This is a genomic window from bacterium (Candidatus Blackallbacteria) CG13_big_fil_rev_8_21_14_2_50_49_14, assembly GCA_002783405.1.
Taxonomy (GTDB): Bacteria; Cyanobacteriota; Sericytochromatia; order UBA7694; family UBA7694.
Genome location: PFGG01000020.1, coordinates 1 through 16625, shown reverse-complemented (window position 1 = coordinate 16625; position 16625 = coordinate 1). Strand labels below are relative to the sequence as shown.

The window sequence follows — 16625 nt, the reverse complement described above, 5'->3', positions numbered from 1 at the left end:
TATACTTAGGGTACGCGAAAGGTGTATGTTTCTGTATGGCAAAAATCAAAACCCGTTATCTCTGTAACAGTTGTGGCGCAGATACCCCCAAATGGATGGGCAAATGCCCCGAATGTGGCGCATGGAACAGTCTCGAAGAACAATTGGTGCAAGACAAAAAAAACCGCATGGATCTTGTGCAGCGCTATGGCCATGGGGATATGGTGGAACTTCTGCGCCTGCAGGAAATCGCCTATACCGAAACCGATCGCTTAAAAACCGGTTTGGGGGAATTGGATCGTGCCTTGGGAGGCGGGTTGGTGCCGGGTTCTTTGGTGCTCTTGGGGGGAGAGCCCGGCATTGGTAAATCAACCCTGCTTTTGCAATCGGCCTTTCATATGGCCGAAAAACAGGGCCAGGAAGTCATTTATGTTTCCGGCGAAGAGTCTGCACAGCAGATCAAATCACGGGCCCAGCGTTTGGGCTTTGACCAGTCTGAAAACTTTTTTCTGCTGGCTGAAACCGAAATGCAGACAATTGTGCCTTTGCTCGATCAACGCCGCCCGGCCGTCGCAATTCTGGATTCGATTCAGGCCGTTTATGATTCCCGCCTGGAATCCCCACCGGGGGGGATCAGCCAGGTCAAAAATACCTGCAATCTCTTGCTGAAACTGGCGAAACAACAGCATATCTGTATCTGGATTATTGGGCATGTGAACAAGGATGGCGATATTGCCGGCCCCAAAGTGCTCGAGCATATGGTTGATGCGGTGCTCTATTTTGAAGGCGAACGCTACCGCTCTTTTCGCCTGATGCGCACGATTAAAAACCGTTTTGGCGCCACCCATGAGGTGGGCGTTTTTGAAATGACGGGGGTCGGCCTTGAGGCCGTTGAAAACCCCTCGGCTTTGTTTCTGGCTGAATATACCGCTGAAACCAGTGGCTCAGCTGTGGGCGTGACCATGGAGGGCACCCGCCCTCTGCTGGTCGAGATTCAGGCCTTGAGTTATTCTTCGTTTGCAAGTTTTCCCAAGCGCTCGGCCAATGGCATCAGCCACCAGCGCCTGATTCAGATTCTGGCTGTGCTCGAAAAAAGAGTGGGTTTGAACCTTTCTAAATCCGATGTTTTGGTCAATGTGGTGGGGGGCTTAACAATTGAAGAACCCGCCGCAGATTTGGCAGTGGCCATGGCCTTGATTTCAGGCGTGCGCGATATCGCTCTCGATGGGCGTACGGTTTATTTGGGCGAGGTGGGGCTGGCCGGGGAAATTCGCTCAGTGGCGCAATTGGAGCGCCGTTTGCTGGAGTCTTGCAAGCTGGGCTTTACCCGTGCGATTGTGCCCTGTTCCAATCTTCCGCTCAAAGAAAAAATTGAGGGCATGGAAATTATTGGGGTCAAAAAACTGACCGAAGCACTGCGTACTCTGAAGGGATCTGAAAAAGGCAGCAAAGAGGGAACCGAGCCGGAAACAGAGGTTTAAAATCATGAAGAAACGTAAATTTTTTAGACAAAAGAGAGTAAAGACTATCTTTTGGGTTTGGGCTTGAAACGAGTATTCCATTTAGTTTTTTTAGCTTAAGCGACAGAAGCAAATTTTCCAATTTAACAAACAGATAACGTTGCTGGATAATTTTGTCTTTTTAGATAAAATTTCTTCATATTTTATTGCTATATTTGAAACGTTTATATGAAGAAATGGATGGAGCAAATCTCGGATGTATAATCGTTCTCGCCTCTCGCCTCTCGCCTCTCGCCCTTAGCCTGACGCTTTTACTGGGGAGCTGTCAGTTTGCTCCCCCTGTTACCCAACCCGCAAAACTCACTCCGCAGGTTTCAACACTTTCTTCAACTGAACTGAATCAGAAGCGCAAAGAATTTTTCTCGAAGTTGCGTGCTAAGCGTTTGCAAGAAAAGGGCTTTTCGATCAAGAACCATGTCAGTTATACCTATGGCGAACCTACTGTAAGTTCGACTCAAGTTCAAATTGCTGGCTCAGGTTTGGCCCCTGGTCTTATCTTTGAACCTGTAGAAAAACCCTCATACTTGAGTAATCCAGATTTTCATATGAGGGCTTGGTTTCTTGAAGAGCATATTGGAATGAGTTTTAAGCAAGTATATAGCTTGATTGTAGGGAATCTATCGCAGACGAATGAGATGCATTTTGATGGCTCATCCCCTTATGATGAAATTATCTTGTCCAGCACGCCAGATGGAACCGGTGGAATTCAACTGGGTGAATCTGGAGATGACATTATGTGCAGCTTTGGTAGCGATTTTTATTATTCATCCCAATATAAGCAAAATCGTTTTAAAGTTGGGAACGGTGGAATACAAGGGCCTTTAAAACTAAGCCCGGCTCTGAAAGCAAGAGGAGGTAATTTTTATGGAATATTAAATTGTACGCTTGAGCGTCCAGATCAAATCATTGCCCCTCCTCGGGAAGAATGGAAATACGGTGGTGGTCCGAATGGGACAGATTGGGCTTTTTGGCCAGCAAATCAGACGGTAAATTTTACATGGAGTGATCTTTATCTTGTAAACAGTTGGTCAGCTCGTATTTCTCCTCCAAAGTATGTTGAAATCACCGTTGAACCAAAGATTTTGTATCCTGCTTCAACTGCTTTAGAATGGCCTGGAACAATCAATTTCAACCTGGATACAGGCCCGAATGAAGTAACCTGGGTTGAGGTTTATGAAGAGATTGTTGATGAATATGGCGGTGTGCGTTGGGGGCCTCTGCTGTCTCACGTAGCTTCGCCTGATGGCGAAGGTTCACGGGTAGTGACCTGGGATGGCAAAGATGATCAGGGAAATTACTTGCCCCCCGGTAATTATGTGGCATATGCCTTTGGTTATAGTTGGGAAGATTTTGATACCTTTACGATTGCTGAAGTGCCGGTTGTGGCTTCGCCTACTCCTACGCCTAGTCCTGAGCCAACACCAACGCCTTTGGAGGAATGTCCATACTCAATGGCTTGGACTCCTTCAGGGCTACAAGCACTTGAAGAAAAATTAAATGCTTTGACTCTCCCTATTCAAGAAGATATCAACAAATATCAGCAAATTTTGAATCAGATTTCTCAATTGGATCAACGCTTGATTGCGGAAGGTGTGCTAACAGATACGCCTTCGCCAGCGGTTTCCGTAAAGGCTCAACGGTTACTGGATAAGAAAGCTGCTTTTCAGACACAGAAAACACAGCTTCAAGTAAAAATTCAAAATGATTTGCAATTAACTGAGAACCATCGTCAAGAACTGAGTCAACAAATTAATCAAAATCTATACATCCTTTCTCAGGCTGATGCTCTTGCGCAAGAAAAACCAAACTCATTTGAAGCTTATAAGCAAGCATTGGATCTAGATCTCACCCTATTTCAAGATGATTTTGAGGGGAATCTCTCTTCTTTATTGGAGGCTTCTGAAACATTTGTTGAGGAAATTCGCATCACAGAATTGTTTTTGCAAGATTATTTATACGAAAATTTCAATCAATTTTCTTCTGCGGATTCTGGGCAAAATGAATCCTATTTGATTGAAAAAATCTCAGATATTCAAACCCCCAGGCAATTACTCAGATTTGTCTTCAATAGGATTCAGCAGCAACGAACAAAATTGATTCAAGAAAAAGCTCAGGTGAGTCAGGATATAAGTCTTGAACTGGAAGGTGTTAAATCTGAGGTTCTCAATCATTTAGAAGATCTTGATGATGCGATTACCTTGAGTTTAATCGCTGAGGGCGTTATTCATCCCGATACACTTGAGTATCAGGCTCAATCAGGTTTTTCAATACAGCAATATAATCCGAATTTTGATCCCATGACTTTTATTTGGGAAGCTGCGGGAAAAGATTTGAATGCAGCCAATCTTGAGCTGAAACAAAAAAAAGCAGCCTTTGATCAAGCAAAAGGTAAGGCTGATGCTTTGATAGATCAAATCCCAATTGGGGTCATGGAGCAGATTTTAAAAGCATCCTTTGACTTGCAAGATGGTCTAGGCACTTGGGATGAAATGAAAAGAAGTGGCCAAGCTCAACAGATCTTAGATGGCTATCGCAATGTTCAAAAAGGAATGCAATTTGCAGGACTTCTGCCAGAGAAATCTGAAGATATTGCGCTAATGATGTTTGGGATCAAGCAAGCAAAAGGTACTTACAAAGCAGCCAAGTATGGAACTGAGGGTGCGTTAGCCTCACTGAGAAAATGGAGAGCAGCCAATAAAGGCCATAAAGCCATGCCCTTGGTGGAAAAAAAGATCAAGGATTTAGAAGCTCATGCCAAAAAATTTCAACGAAAAGGGCAACTATTAGGTAAAAAATGCGTTGGAAACAAAAATCAGTGTGCTAAATACTATCAGCAATATAAGAACTTACCCAGAAAAGTATCTTATGCTGAAATTTGTGCTCAAGACCCAAAACGGGCATTGTGCACCAAATTTCCCCAGTTCAAGAATTTTTCTATTCACTTTGATGATAACGGAATACCTGATTTTACCAAAGTGGTTACACAAAAAGGAGGGCCGACGCAAGATCTGACAAAAGGTAAGACTTGGATTAAAGCTTCTACGGCAGAATTAGGTGATGCAGCATCTAAAGCTGACCAATATGCATATTCTAAAGTTTATCAAAAAGATTTTGGTAATACTCTGGCAAAAGACAATATGACGGGCCATCATTCAGGAAATCTCCGTTACAATGCACAAAATGAACTTGAAGTTGAAATCCAGTTTGTGCCAAAGGATTTACATGCAGCCTTTCAACATACGGGAGGATTTGAATATTACCGAAGTGTATTGGGTTTATCTTCTACAAGGAAATAGTCAGCAATGAAACCAAAATTTAAGAATTCTTTTCCATTGATTCCTGATTCAGAGATATCTGAGTTAGAGCAAAAATTGGGAGTTCACTTGCCCGAATCTTATCGCCATTTTCTTTTAAAAATAAATGGTGGAGAGCCTGTTCCATGTTTCTTTAGAAAGCGTGATTCACCAGACCATCCTGATGATGGAGAGGATCATGGTGCATATGTTTTGCATTTTTATGGAGCCAGTTTGAATCCTCGACAAAAGAATCGAAATTTACTTTATTTGGCTTTCGACGAAGTTTATGCTGTTCCCCGTGATTATATTGGCATTGGTGTAGAGCAAACAGGTTATGATTACCTTATTTTAGGCATCAATGGCCCCAACAGAGGCAAAGTATTTCGACAATTGTATGGATCCTGCGCAGAGGATGGAGGGCCCACAGATGAAGAATTGGCATGGTTAGCGGATGATTTTGATACTTTTATCAATTCATGTGATTATGGCTTAAAACCTTATATGTTTCCAGATCTTTTTCAAAAGGGAGATAATGACGCCATCATTGATTATTTAGAGAAAAATAAAGGCGATGATTTAGACCCAATTTTTTATGCTTTGGAATTTGATAATTTAGAAATATTGAAATACTCGTTTTTGAATGGGTATAAAACAGATATAAATCCTTTGAGATTTGCTGGCAGGAAAGATATTGCTGATTTTTTAATTGAAAATGGCTTTGATATTAATTTAAAAGATAAAAGATCTTACTCTACGCCTATTTTTACTAAGGCCATGAATGGAGAACTTGAAATGTTAAGCTATTATCTGAGCCTTGGGGCAAATGTTTTTGTTACAGATAAAACAGGTTTAACACCCTTAGATTGTGCAAAAAAAGAGTTACAGCGCCTCGAAGAAGATGAATGGCTCTTCAATCAAGAGGGCATTGCGTGTCAAAAAGAAGTGATTCACTTGCTTGAGGAAGCCATGAACAAGGCTGAAAATAAGACATAGTTCGGCATCAATTTAAATATCCGGATTGACCTTCCCCGATTTTCGGCAGGCATGATTTCAGACTGTCAGGAGAGTCGCTAGGATTATTCGGTGGATGAGATCTTCACCTGTCTGAATCCCCGTTCAGCATCCAAACCCTGAACCCACTTTTCCAACCCAATCCAGCGAGGGCGCTCGCTCCTTTCCATGCTAAAATGAGTAAAATTCCAGATCTTTCTTGAGGTTCTTGATGCTGCGTTCCCTCGCCTGCTTTCTCAGCCTGTCGCTCTTGCTTTCCTGCCAGGGCCTTCCCCTTGCGGGCGGTTTGGGGCCTGCCCGAACCGCTGTTACACTTCAGCGCAATGCAGCCCAGCCCCTCAACCGCCTCTCCACCCGCTACCCGGCTTTGCCCGCCAGTCTTGAAACCGTGCCCGGAGAATGGACTGGTCAGCGGCACCTCGATGGCCACACCTGCCGTGGCCGGTACGGCGGCACTTCTGCGCAGCCGCTGGCCTGAGCTGAGCCGTGAGCAAATCAAAGCACGGATTGAAGCCGGAGCCCATGATCTGGGCGAAACAGGGTTTGATACCTTTTATGGGCATGGCCGCCTCAATCTTGTCGGGGCTTTAAAACCCTGATTTCAAATTGGTCGCTCTGAGACGGGTCTGCTATACTGACAGGGCAGGTTTTCCTGAATCCCGAGCGAGTACAGGCGGCATCAGTAAATACGCATGAAAACTTCCTACAATCACCTCCCCACCATTAAACATGCCGGATTGCTGGAGGAATTGCACGGTATTCCCGGTTATCTTCATCCCGCTGGTTTTCAAGACTATGGGGCCTCGTTCAATTGGCCCTTTTACAGCGGGGGTATTTCAGGCGTCATTCAGGTCAATGAAACGCAAAGTGTTTCAGCCATTGAGGATCTTCCCCAGGGGGCCTATCTCCTGCGCACGTATTTCTTTGGTCAATTGCTCGAGCGCAAGGCTTTTTTAAAACCCAATGGCAGTTTAGACGTTCAGTCACCTGGCCCCTTGGCTTTGCCAGGATCTGTATTTGTGGCAGAACTTGAACGTGAGGATCTGCGCTTTACCGCGATGTTGCGCGAATCCAGTCAGGGCTGGAGTCAGCGCGATGGCCAGGGCATTCAGACCTTTCTGTTTTATCGCAGCATGACCCGCAAGCTTGAGCGCATCATTGAAAACAAAATGCCCGAAGAGGGTTTTGCCAAACTGCGGATTTCGATGGGTGAGCAACCCACCCTTTTTCCCCTTCAGCTTTCTCCCAGTGTTTTGGATGTGACGGGTCGAAGGGTGCCGCTTTTTTACCAGGATGCAATCAACCGTTTGGCTGATTTGCTCTTGGCCTATCGCCCGCCCTATGGGCGTACCTTGGTCTATGCTGGTGGGGATTTGGATTATTTTGATCAATTTGCCATGCATGAGGTTTTCCGATTGCTGGGGGTGCGCAATCTGACGGGCACCAACGAATTTGGCTTGCGGGCTGCTGCCCGCTGTCTTGAACTTCAGGCCGGTGAAGAATCCCCGCTGGTGACTCTGGATCAGGCACTGGAAGGCCCCGATCGTCTGTTCCTGCTTTCAGGTTGGAATGGCTTTGTTTCCCATTTGCCTGTGTTTAACCGTCTGGTTTTAAAAGAAGAATTGGATGCCTGGTTGATCGAGACCTGTGTCACCGAGAGTGCCAAGATCTTAGCGGCCCGGCTTTCACCTGAGCGGATTCTGCTGATCCGCACAGGCGGAGACAGCCTGCTGGCTTTGGGCGTGGCGCACGAAATTCTGAAAAATTATCCAGGGGCTTTGGATCAACGCTTTATTTCGCAGTGGACTGACAAAGAAAGTCTCACAGAATTTCTCAAGCTTGCGCAATCTGAAGCCTATGAAATTGAGCGGGTGGCCGAAACGATTGCCCCTGACCCCGCTTATCTCGACCGTCTGGTGGCGGGCATGCGTTCAATTGCCGCTTCACTGGTGGAAACGCGTAAAATTCCCGTCCATATTCCGGGCGCAGGTCTGTCTCAAACCCAAGGCGTGGTGGCCCATGGGCTTTGGAATAATCTGCTGGCTCTCTTGGGCAAACTGGGTGTGAGTGCAGAGGGCGAATTGCGTGGGGGGCCTTTGCGTCTGCCCTACGAAAAAAATGACCAAACCCAGGTTCAGGGTTTGGCCCAAGACCGGTTCTTTGGCAATCTCCCGCTCGATCAAACCGGCTGCCAGGAAGCCGCCTTGCGCATGGGGCTGCCAGAATCTGCCTATGCTGCGCTTTTAGCAGAGCCCTCGCGACCGGCGCTTGAATACCCGACCTTGGTGGAACCCGGCAAGCGTGAATTGATTATTTGTATTGGCCAGGGCCTTGAAGGCCAGATGATGGACCGTACCCGTTGGATTGAAAAATTAAAAGCCCCCGAAACCCTTCTGGTGGTAATTGACCCCATGCCAGGGCCTTTTTTCCTGCGCCATGCAGCGCTCTGCTTGCCCACTGCTCCCGAGGTTTCACAGGGGCGTCTTTACCAGAATGGGGAATGGCGTCTGACACTTGCACTTCCCCGCCGGGCCGCTCCCCCTGAAACCCGTTCGGCCTGTACTCTGCTCTACGACACCATGGCTGAGGTTTCTCAGCATTTGCGTTCAGATCCTGATTTGAACCTGGAACATGCCGATTTGGCTGAACATGTGAAGAGTGGCTATTTACAAAAACAGTTTGAAGCCCCTGAACAGGGCGGCGCACTTGAACGCGCAGAGGGGGAAGTCTGCCGCTTTGTGCTTTGGGATCGGATTCAAGCCTATTTGAAGGGGAACTCTCAAACCCGTGGCCCGCTGTATTGCCGCCCGGAACATGCGGATGGGTTGCCTGTCAGTTGGGATGAGCTGCTTTCACAGGGCTCTTTGATCTATGGCGGAGTGGGCACTTCACGACACCGCCAGGAACCCTCAAAACCAGCTTTGTTTCACGATCTCTACCGCGGACCTGTTTCCTTCAAGTTTTTGCTTCCCCAGGCCAACGAGCTGGAATTACCTGAAGGCATTGTGCTCAATTCAGGTTGTTCAACCTTGAGCGATCATGCCGGTTGGATTCGCTTTGCGATTGGTTCTTTTCATTCAGGCAAAACCCTGGCTTCAATGGATATGCCCAAAGAACAGATTCTCTATGTTTCTGAAGCCTTGGCCCAGGCCCAGTCCCTGCAAACCGGGCAAAAGGTGCGCGTGACCAATCTGGAAACAGAACGCTCAGCTATTTTGCCGATTGCAGTGACTTCCCGCTTAAAAGGGCGCATGGTTTATCTCAGCTACCACCACTCAGTCAATGAAATTGAGCAGGACTCTTATCTCAATCTTCTGACTTACCGCAGTGCGAAATGTGCCCGTTCAGGACTTCCCTATCTGAAGTCTGCACAGATTAAATTGGAAGCATTACAGGAGCAAGCCTAATATGTCGATTCAAGAGCTGCTGAAAAGCATTCCGTTTTTTGACCATCTCAGTGAAACCCAATTGGAAGAATTGGTGCCCATGGGTCGCCTGACTTCTTATCCTGCAGATCAGGCGCTTTTTGAGCAGGGAGACCCTGCGGGCAGTTTGTATGTGATTGTCTCGGGCTCTGTCAGGGTCTATGGCAAAGATCCAGATGGCAAACCGATTGAACTTTCTACCCTGCGCGTGGGTCAGTTTTTTGGAGAGTTGGCGCTGGTGGATGGCGGCACCCGTTCTGCGACCGTTAAAACAGCCGAAGAGAGTGAATTCTTTGTTTTAGACCGCTCTAACTTTATGCGCCTGCTTTCGGCTTCTCCAGAAATGCTTTCAGATGTTTTGGCGGGGATCAGCAGCAAGATCAAAAGTTCGAATGAAAAGATTTATTTAGAAATGCTCGAAAAGCAGCGTCTGCAATCCCAAATGGAAATTGAACGCCACCGCTCTCTGGCTGAAATGGTGGCGGGTGTGGCCCATGAAATCAACACCCCTTTGGGGATTGTGAATGTTTCAGCCAGCATGATTACTGAAAATCTCACCCCTGAATTACTGGCCAAAGCCACCGATCCTGAGCTGAAGTTGATGCTTGAGGATATTCAGGAAGCCGCCCATTTGATGCAGAGCAATATTGCCCGAGCCAATAAACTGATCCAAAGCTTCAAAAGCATTTCCGTTAGTCAGATTATGGATACTCTGGAATCGGTCAACCTGACGCAATTGGTACAGGAAGTCATTGACCTGTATAAAATCAAAGCGCGGCAAGCGCATCTTAGCCTTGAAACAGAATTTGAAGCCGGAATTGAATATGCCAGTTGGGTGGGCTATCCCGGTTATCTTTCGCAGATTCTGATGAATTTTTTCAGCAATATTGAGCGCTATGCCTATCCCGCAGGGGTAGGCGGGCGTATTGTGGTCAAGCTTTCACGCCTTGAACGTGAGGGGACTCCCTTTTTTCGCCTGGTGGTTCAGGATTTTGGTAAAGGCATTCCCAAAGAAGATCTTTCCCGTGTCTTTGATGTGTTTTTTACCACCGGGCGCGGGATTGGGGGATCGGGACTGGGAATGTCGATTGTGCACAATCTGGTCACCTCAGCTCTCGAGGGAACGATTCAAATTGATTCAGAACTGGGTTTGGGAACCACTGTTACCGTGGAGTTTCCCCAAACCATTACCCCGCAGGAACATTTAGCCGGTTAGTTTCCGGTCGTTATAACGAGCAAGGAGAAGTTCAATATGCCACTGCCTGATAACTACCTCATTCTGGTTGTAGATGACGAACCGGATATGCATTCATTGAGCCGCCTGAGTTTGCGCAGTTTGAAATACCGCGATCGTGGGGTTGAGCTGGCTTTTGCCTCGACGGGTTCAGAGGCTGTTGAGTTTGTTCGCAACCGCCCTGATACGGCTGTGATTTTATTGGATGTGGTCATGGAAACCCCCAGTGCGGGTTTGGATGCCTGTCAGACGATCCGTCAGGAGCTGGGCAATGAATTTGTCAGAATTTTGCTGCGCACCGGGCAGCCTGGAGCGGCTCCCGAGAAAAAAGTGATTGAAGAATATGATATTGATGGCTATCTGGCCAAAGCAGAGCTGACCACCAATCGCTTGTATACGGCGGTTCGTACCGCACTCAAGGCCTACGATGAACTGGTTGAATTGCAGCATCACCGTGAGGTGCTGACCTTTCTGCATGAATCGGTAACCGCTTTGCATACGATTGAAAGCCTTGAGGAAAGTCTGCAAAGAATCTTAGAAACTGCGGTGATGATCGCACCTGCAGACTTGGCGGTTTTGAATTTGGAAACCTTTCAGGAATCCGGTGATTCACGCCGCTATGTTTTGTTTACGGGCACGAATCCCAATTCAGAGGAAACAGAAGCGGCAGCTGCAGGGATTGTGGCCCAGATAGCGGCCGACCCCAGCGCTTTGGCTTTGCAGGATGCAGGCATCTTTGGTTCAGGTTTTCTCGTGCCCTTGGTCTTGAACCGTGATTTGGGCTATGGTTGGCTCTATGTCGAGAATGCTTTGGAAGATCCCTTGATGTACCAAACGCTGCCCATGCTCGCGACCCATGCGGCCAATGCCCTCTATTCCACGATTGCGCGTGAGTTGTTCTTGGCCCGCAGCGGGACTTTTTTCGCGGAAATCAGCGTTTAGATGGTTTTGTCAATTTTTTCAAGCGCTAAATTGCCGCCATCCAGTCGGCTGTGAAAAAATTCTCTCAGGTTATAACTTAAGGGCAAGGTCTCAAATCTGGGGATCTCTGCTGGAATCGTACCGTTAAAAAACTGGCGATAAAAGAGTTCACAAAAAAGCGAACGGCTTAAACCAATCGATTCATCCAGTAAGTCACGCGGGTAGTCGATTTTTTTAGTTTCTAACAGGTTCCAGAGCAGATCCCTGCTTTCTCTAAAAAACAATTCAGTTTTTCCCTCTTGGTGCAGACGTACTTGCAGTGCGATATCTGGAGCCAGATGTGCTCCATCATCCCACGAATACAAAAGTGGATTTTCGTTTTGGTGAACATATCCGGCCTGTAGTTTTTGCGCAGTAAAAACCATGCTATTTAAAATTGCCCCCAAAAGTGGAAATTCGCTGAGTGCTTGGGGATTTGTAAAAGCCTCAATCATCTCTCGCCAAGGCAATTCAGACTTGACATGCAGGGCCAGCAACGGCAATTGCAACATTTTATGGGTATAGACCAAAAAATTAGTCATCCAGGCCAGAACATGCATGCGAATCCAGTCTGAGCGCGAAAGGCTGTGGGTGGCCACGACAATTTCCAGATATTCATAAATCCCGTCTTCGGGCTGGCCATGGCCTGGAAAATGTATCTGGATCGATTCAATGCCGTAACGCTCGCGGTATTCAGCCTGCGCCATTTCAGCATTGGGCAGAAGTGAGGCATTATAAAAGATCAATTTATTATATTGCCCGTGCGTCAAGACATCATCGATGGTCTGGGCGAAAGAATCATAGCTCTCTCCTGGCAGCCCCAGAATAATATCTGTATAGCTGTAAATACCGTGATCCAAACAAAACTTTTGAATATCGCGGTAGGTTTGCAAGGAAATATTTTCGCGTCGTATGGCTTTCAGTACTTCGGGATTGGTGCTTTGAACAGCCAAGGAAGTTACGGCATTGAGCCCTGCATCTACCAGAATTTTTTGAATTTCCAAATTGCGTTCCTTTACATTTTTAGCCGTTTGGGTTTGTAAAACCCTGGGAAAACCATACTGTTTCCTGGTTGCTGCAAAATGATTTGCCAGTTCCACATCGCGTGAAAAGATGCCAAAATTGGCATCGGCTGTAAAAATATCCGCAACTTTGCGCGAACCAAACCATTCGATTTCAGCTTTTAGGCGTTCCATATCAAAGCGGTAAACTTTGCTTTGGGTCAGAGAACCCCAGTCGCAAAAAGAGCAGGAAAAAGGACAACCTCGGTTGGTTTCCCAGGTGCCGATCCACTCCCTGCCTGGCCAGGCCTCGATTAAGCGGTCAAAAATCCCACTGAGATAGGGTGAGGGAATTATATCTAAATCACGAATACGTGGCCCTTGGGGATTTTGATGGTACTGGCCTGCTGCATCGAGCCAGCTGATGCCGGGAATATCCGACCAATGATTTTCAGGCCAGCTTTCGAGCAGCTTTAAAAAGCTTTGTTCGCCTTCGCCATGTACACAGACATCGACAAAGGGATATTTGCGCAGAAAGGCTTCACTTAAATTGGGAATTTGTGGACCGCCCATCATAATCAGCACATGGGGGTTTTGCAGTTTTAAAGATTGTGCGATTGCCAGCGAGCGGTTGATATTCCAGATATAGCAGCTAAAACCCGCAATATCTGATTCAAGCAAGTACTGTACACCTTTTTGAACAGATAAACGGCTGTAAAGCGGAAGCGTAAATTCATAGCGTGCGGGATCCGGGGCCCAGCGTTGGGCATAGGCTTGTAGCAGCCCTACAGAATAGGGAAAATAAAAATGTTGAAATCTTTGTTCGCTGATTTGGGCCAGGCCCACGCGCAAAACAGGTTTCACAGGGTCTCTTTGCTCTTTTCTGAAAGAATTAGAGAAGTCGACTAGATTCACTTCTTCTAAAACTATACCAGAGGCTGGACGGCTTGTTTCTTTCTTTTCAGCCGTCCAATCGGTTTATCTTGGCGTGCAGTGAGCGCTCAACCAAAAAACTTTTTCAGGGAACGGGCCAGCCATCCCCCCTTGTTTTGGCCTGAGAGGTGGGCTTTTACCGTTGGTGCATAGTCAGCATCGTCCCGTTTGATATGGTTAACCAGCCAAGAGGTCAAAAGCTTTTCAATTTCGTCGGCGACCTCTTCGCCTGAATCAAAGCGATGTTTGTACTCGTTGACTTTTTGAATAAACATTTCATGCACTTTTTTGTGCGGGTTTAGTAATTTATAGCCGGCATCTTCAGCCAGACTCTCTTCAAAAGAGAAGTGAGAGAGGGTATAGTCAATCAGATTTTCAAGAATGCTTCCAATTGCTTTTCGATCTCTTTCTCCGTCCAATTGGTTGATATAATCAACAATTTGCACATGTTGTTTATCAATAATATCGATGCCCGTATTCAGGTCTTGAGTCCAGATAATCGCCATGGTAGATCCTCCAAAAATATGAATTTAAAGGTTGAACAACTTATATAAAACTGGGTGCAATCAGGCGCGGGGTATCATTCTGGCTGTCGATCAAAAAGAGGTGAAAGCCTGATTTGTTTTTGGTTTTTACGAAGCCTTTTAATTTGTTAAAAAGGCCAGGTTTTTCTGTGTATTTTGAAAAAAGAGCAAGGGCTTGGTTGTCAAAACCTTCAGTGGAAAGATACAAGGCAGCCAAGATGCCGTCTTCATTTTGCAGCAGGTATTCCCGATTCAAGTTTTGGGTGGTCTCAATAAAATCTTTCAATTCCTCGGGCTGGCCCTTGCCAAGCATTACGACAAATACGGGGGCTTTTCGCTCGGGAGCATAGGCGCAGAGGGTGAAGTTTTCTGCTGGCCCCAGGCTTGAAGGCTGAATCGGCTGATAAAATTGAAGCCTATGAATATTGGCGATCTGGGGGTAAAAGTGTTGAAATGCGTTTTTTTGTGAATGATGATGAATGCAGATGGATAAATCAGTAAAAATCCACTGTGCACTTTGGTATTCTTTGCGTTTTTGTAAGGATTCTGCTAAAACCTCTGGGAAAGGGGTTTGATCCTCACTTAAAAGTTGGAGTTTGAAATTGTTTCGGATGGTTTCATAGAGACTGCTGCGCATCCATTCGCTGATTTCATTTTCTTTGAGTTCAATCAAGGCTGAGAGTGTAGAGTCTTGTGGGTCTTGGTAACTGGGTTTCAGATGCGCCATTTTAAGAAAATCAAAAAGCACAGTATCGAGTAATTTTTGGCTGGGCATATAGATACTGAGTAAACAGCCGTTATTTTCAACAACGGTTTGCAGGGACTGGGGGGCAGGCAGTAAGTTTTTGTTTTCATCCAGACAAAAACGATGTAGGATAGTGCCCCGAGAATAGATATAAAAATAGTAGGGATGGGTCTTATTTTCTTCTTCGCCTGATTTGCCCAAGACTTGGCAAATGACGTAACCATTGAATTTTTCGACTTCTGATTCCAGATCTGCCAGAATGGGAAAAAGGTTGAGAACGCGTGAATCGAGATTTTCTTGAATGACGATTCCTGTGCTGCTGATAAAACTTGAAAGGTTCATGACGATTTCTGGATTTAAGGCATAAGATCCCAGCAGTGCAGAAGTATCAGGCAAAAGCCGAAGCGCATCATCATTAACGTGACCTTCCAAACTGTTGAGAGCACCGATGATCAGGCCTTCTTTTACAAACACAAAATGATCCTTAAAACTCAGAATGCCGGAAAACTTTTCACCTTGTAGATCCGATTGCTTGATTCTGTTCTTTGCTTCCAGAAAATTTTTGACAGTTTGAACGCATTGATAGTTTTTGAGAAAAAGTTCAAGCCAACGGGTTTCTATGCGAAGAAATTTAATTGCAGAATCGAGATTTCCGGATTGACTTGATCTTAAAAGGCTCAGTCGCAATTGACTTGAACGCGAGTCTGAGTATTGGGGTGTAGGTGGCAATTGGAGCGGAGTGCCTGGCATTGCCTGACCACTCAGCAGGTAAAGATCTTTGAGGAGTTCAAGGGTTGTCTGATAGCGGCTTTCGGGATATTTTTCGAGGCAGCGTAGAATGATCTCAGAAAAGGCATCCGAGACTTCGGCATTAAATGATTTTGGCGAAACAGGAGTGTCCATAAATACTTTTTGAATCAGTTTGCCAATATTGTCGGCCTCATAGACCGTTCGTCCCGTTAACAATTCATACAGGGTCGCACCTACGGCATAGATATCTGTGCGCGCATCAACTTCCGCTGAGTTGACCAATTGCTCGGGTGAGGCATAGAGAAAACTTCCCATGAGGGTTCCTGCCTGGCTTGTACGCAAATCTTGATTTTGTTGTAATTGAGCTATCCCAAAATCAGTCAATTTGACTTCCTGTTCATGTGAAACCAAGATATTTGCAGGTTTTATATCTCGGTGGACGATGCCATTTTCATGGGCCCGTCTAAGCGCTTCACAAAGTTGAATACTGATCTGAAGCACCAAATTAATGGGAAGTTTTTGTGCTTGGTTCAGTAAGATTTCTTGTAAATTGCTCCCTTTTACATATTCCATGATCATATAAAACTGATTTTGTTCTGTGGCAATATCATACAGGCTTACAATATTGGGGTGGTTGAGTTTTGCAATTGCCTTTGCCTCAAGTTTGAACCTTTGAATAGATTGTTCCCTGGCTTCGGAGCTTTCACTTTCAATCTTGAGTTGTTTAATTGCGACTTGTCGATCTAAACGCTCATCCAAAGCGAGATAGACATCTCCCATGCCGCCTTTTCCTATTTTTTCCTGGATCAGATAGTGGTTACTTATCCTGCGAGAATTCGAAACCATTTCAAGCACTTCCTCTGCGAAGTTTTTACGCAAGTTTATCAATCAATAGATTTGGAAATAAGTATTCTATTTGAATAGTATTGTCAAACAACTAGCTTCATTGGAATTGATTTTGGGCCCATCTAGAACTTATAAGTATATAGGGTACAGTATATTCTCAGCCCGAATATTCTTTTATGATCCAGCGCAAATTTGGTTTTGATTTTGATCATGATTTTATTCATATAAATTTGCTTGACTTGATTAGCTCTCTTCGTTTTAGGATTGTTTCAAAATCTAAAAGAAGGGAAATAAGAAAAGGACTTAAAAAAGGTCTTTATCTTGGTCAACGACCCCGGCCTAAAGGCCAGAGCTTGTAACTAACCAAAGGAGATGTTCCCTTGAGTCGCTACAATAGGCTG

The 16625-nt window shown here is 45.7% G+C and carries 10 protein-coding genes; 7 read left to right on the top strand and 3 right to left on the bottom strand.

Annotated elements, in window-relative coordinates; all coding sequences use genetic code 11:
* The first annotated feature begins 35 nt into the window (after positions 1–35).
* The 7 genes from COW20_04140 (at position 36) to COW20_04110 (ending at position 11407) form a co-directional block, all read left to right on the top strand.
* Positions 36–1460: a DNA repair protein RadA gene (locus tag COW20_04140; GenBank protein PIW49854.1), complete on the top strand. Its 1425-nt coding sequence runs from the start codon at positions 36–38 to the stop codon at positions 1458–1460.
* 215 nt (positions 1461–1675) lie between these two features.
* Positions 1676–4795 carry a hypothetical protein gene (locus COW20_04135; GenBank protein PIW49853.1) on the top strand — a complete coding sequence of 1040 codons (3120 nt, stop codon included), beginning with the start codon at positions 1676–1678 and terminating at the stop codon, positions 4793–4795.
* A gap of 6 nt (positions 4796–4801) precedes the next feature.
* Complete coding sequence (locus COW20_04130) at positions 4802–5788, top strand: hypothetical protein (GenBank protein ID PIW49852.1); 987 nt, start codon at positions 4802–4804, stop codon at positions 5786–5788.
* Positions 5789–6129: 341 nt separating this feature from the next.
* Positions 6130–6405 (top strand): hypothetical protein, encoded by a 276-nt coding sequence (locus COW20_04125; GenBank protein PIW49941.1) that lies wholly within the window; start codon positions 6130–6132, stop codon positions 6403–6405.
* 93 nt (positions 6406–6498) lie between these two features.
* Positions 6499–9213, top strand: a complete 2715-nt coding sequence (locus COW20_04120) for a hypothetical protein (GenBank protein ID PIW49851.1) — start codon at positions 6499–6501, stop codon at positions 9211–9213.
* Between the two features lies 1 nt (position 9214).
* Positions 9215–10447 (top strand): hypothetical protein, encoded by a 1233-nt coding sequence (locus tag COW20_04115; GenBank protein PIW49850.1) that lies wholly within the window; start codon positions 9215–9217, stop codon positions 10445–10447.
* Positions 10448–10483: 36 nt separating this feature from the next.
* Entirely contained in the window at positions 10484–11407 is a 924-nt protein-coding gene (locus COW20_04110) for a hypothetical protein (GenBank protein PIW49849.1), read from the top strand.
* Here COW20_04110 and COW20_04105 read toward each other — a convergent pair.
* From COW20_04105 to COW20_04095, 3 genes are all read right to left on the bottom strand, one after another.
* Entirely contained in the window at positions 11404–13341 is a 1938-nt protein-coding gene (locus COW20_04105; GenBank protein ID PIW49848.1) for a hypothetical protein, read from the bottom strand. The genes COW20_04110 and COW20_04105 overlap by 4 nt on opposite strands.
* Positions 13342–13427: 86 nt before the next feature.
* Positions 13428–13865, bottom strand: a complete 438-nt coding sequence (locus tag COW20_04100; protein ID PIW49847.1) for a hypothetical protein — start codon at positions 13863–13865, stop codon at positions 13428–13430.
* 40 nt (positions 13866–13905) lie between these two features.
* Positions 13906–16224 (bottom strand): hypothetical protein, encoded by a 2319-nt coding sequence (locus tag COW20_04095; GenBank protein PIW49846.1) that lies wholly within the window; start codon positions 16222–16224, stop codon positions 13906–13908.
* Between the last annotated feature and the right edge of the window lie 401 nt (positions 16225–16625).

What these genes read in the sequence shown, in the direction of transcription:
- COW20_04135 (PIW49853.1), top strand. Translation starts at nt 1,676, where the DNA reads ATGGATGGAGCAAATCTCGGATGTATAATCGTTCTCGCCTCTCGCCTC.
- COW20_04120 (PIW49851.1), top strand. Translation starts at nt 6,499, where the DNA reads ATGAAAACTTCCTACAATCACCTCCCCACCATTAAACATGCCGGATTG.
- COW20_04125 (PIW49941.1), top strand. Translation starts at nt 6,130, where the DNA reads ATGCAGCCCAGCCCCTCAACCGCCTCTCCACCCGCTACCCGGCTTTGC.
- COW20_04130 (PIW49852.1), top strand. Translation starts at nt 4,802, where the DNA reads ATGAAACCAAAATTTAAGAATTCTTTTCCATTGATTCCTGATTCAGAG.
- COW20_04115 (PIW49850.1), top strand. Translation starts at nt 9,215, where the DNA reads ATGTCGATTCAAGAGCTGCTGAAAAGCATTCCGTTTTTTGACCATCTC.
- COW20_04110 (PIW49849.1), top strand. Translation starts at nt 10,484, where the DNA reads ATGCCACTGCCTGATAACTACCTCATTCTGGTTGTAGATGACGAACCG.
- COW20_04140 (PIW49854.1), top strand. Translation starts at nt 36, where the DNA reads ATGGCAAAAATCAAAACCCGTTATCTCTGTAACAGTTGTGGCGCAGAT.
- COW20_04095 (PIW49846.1), bottom strand. Translation starts at nt 16,224, where the DNA reads ATGGTTTCGAATTCTCGCAGGATAAGTAACCACTATCTGATCCAGGAA.
- COW20_04100 (PIW49847.1), bottom strand. Translation starts at nt 13,865, where the DNA reads ATGGCGATTATCTGGACTCAAGACCTGAATACGGGCATCGATATTATT.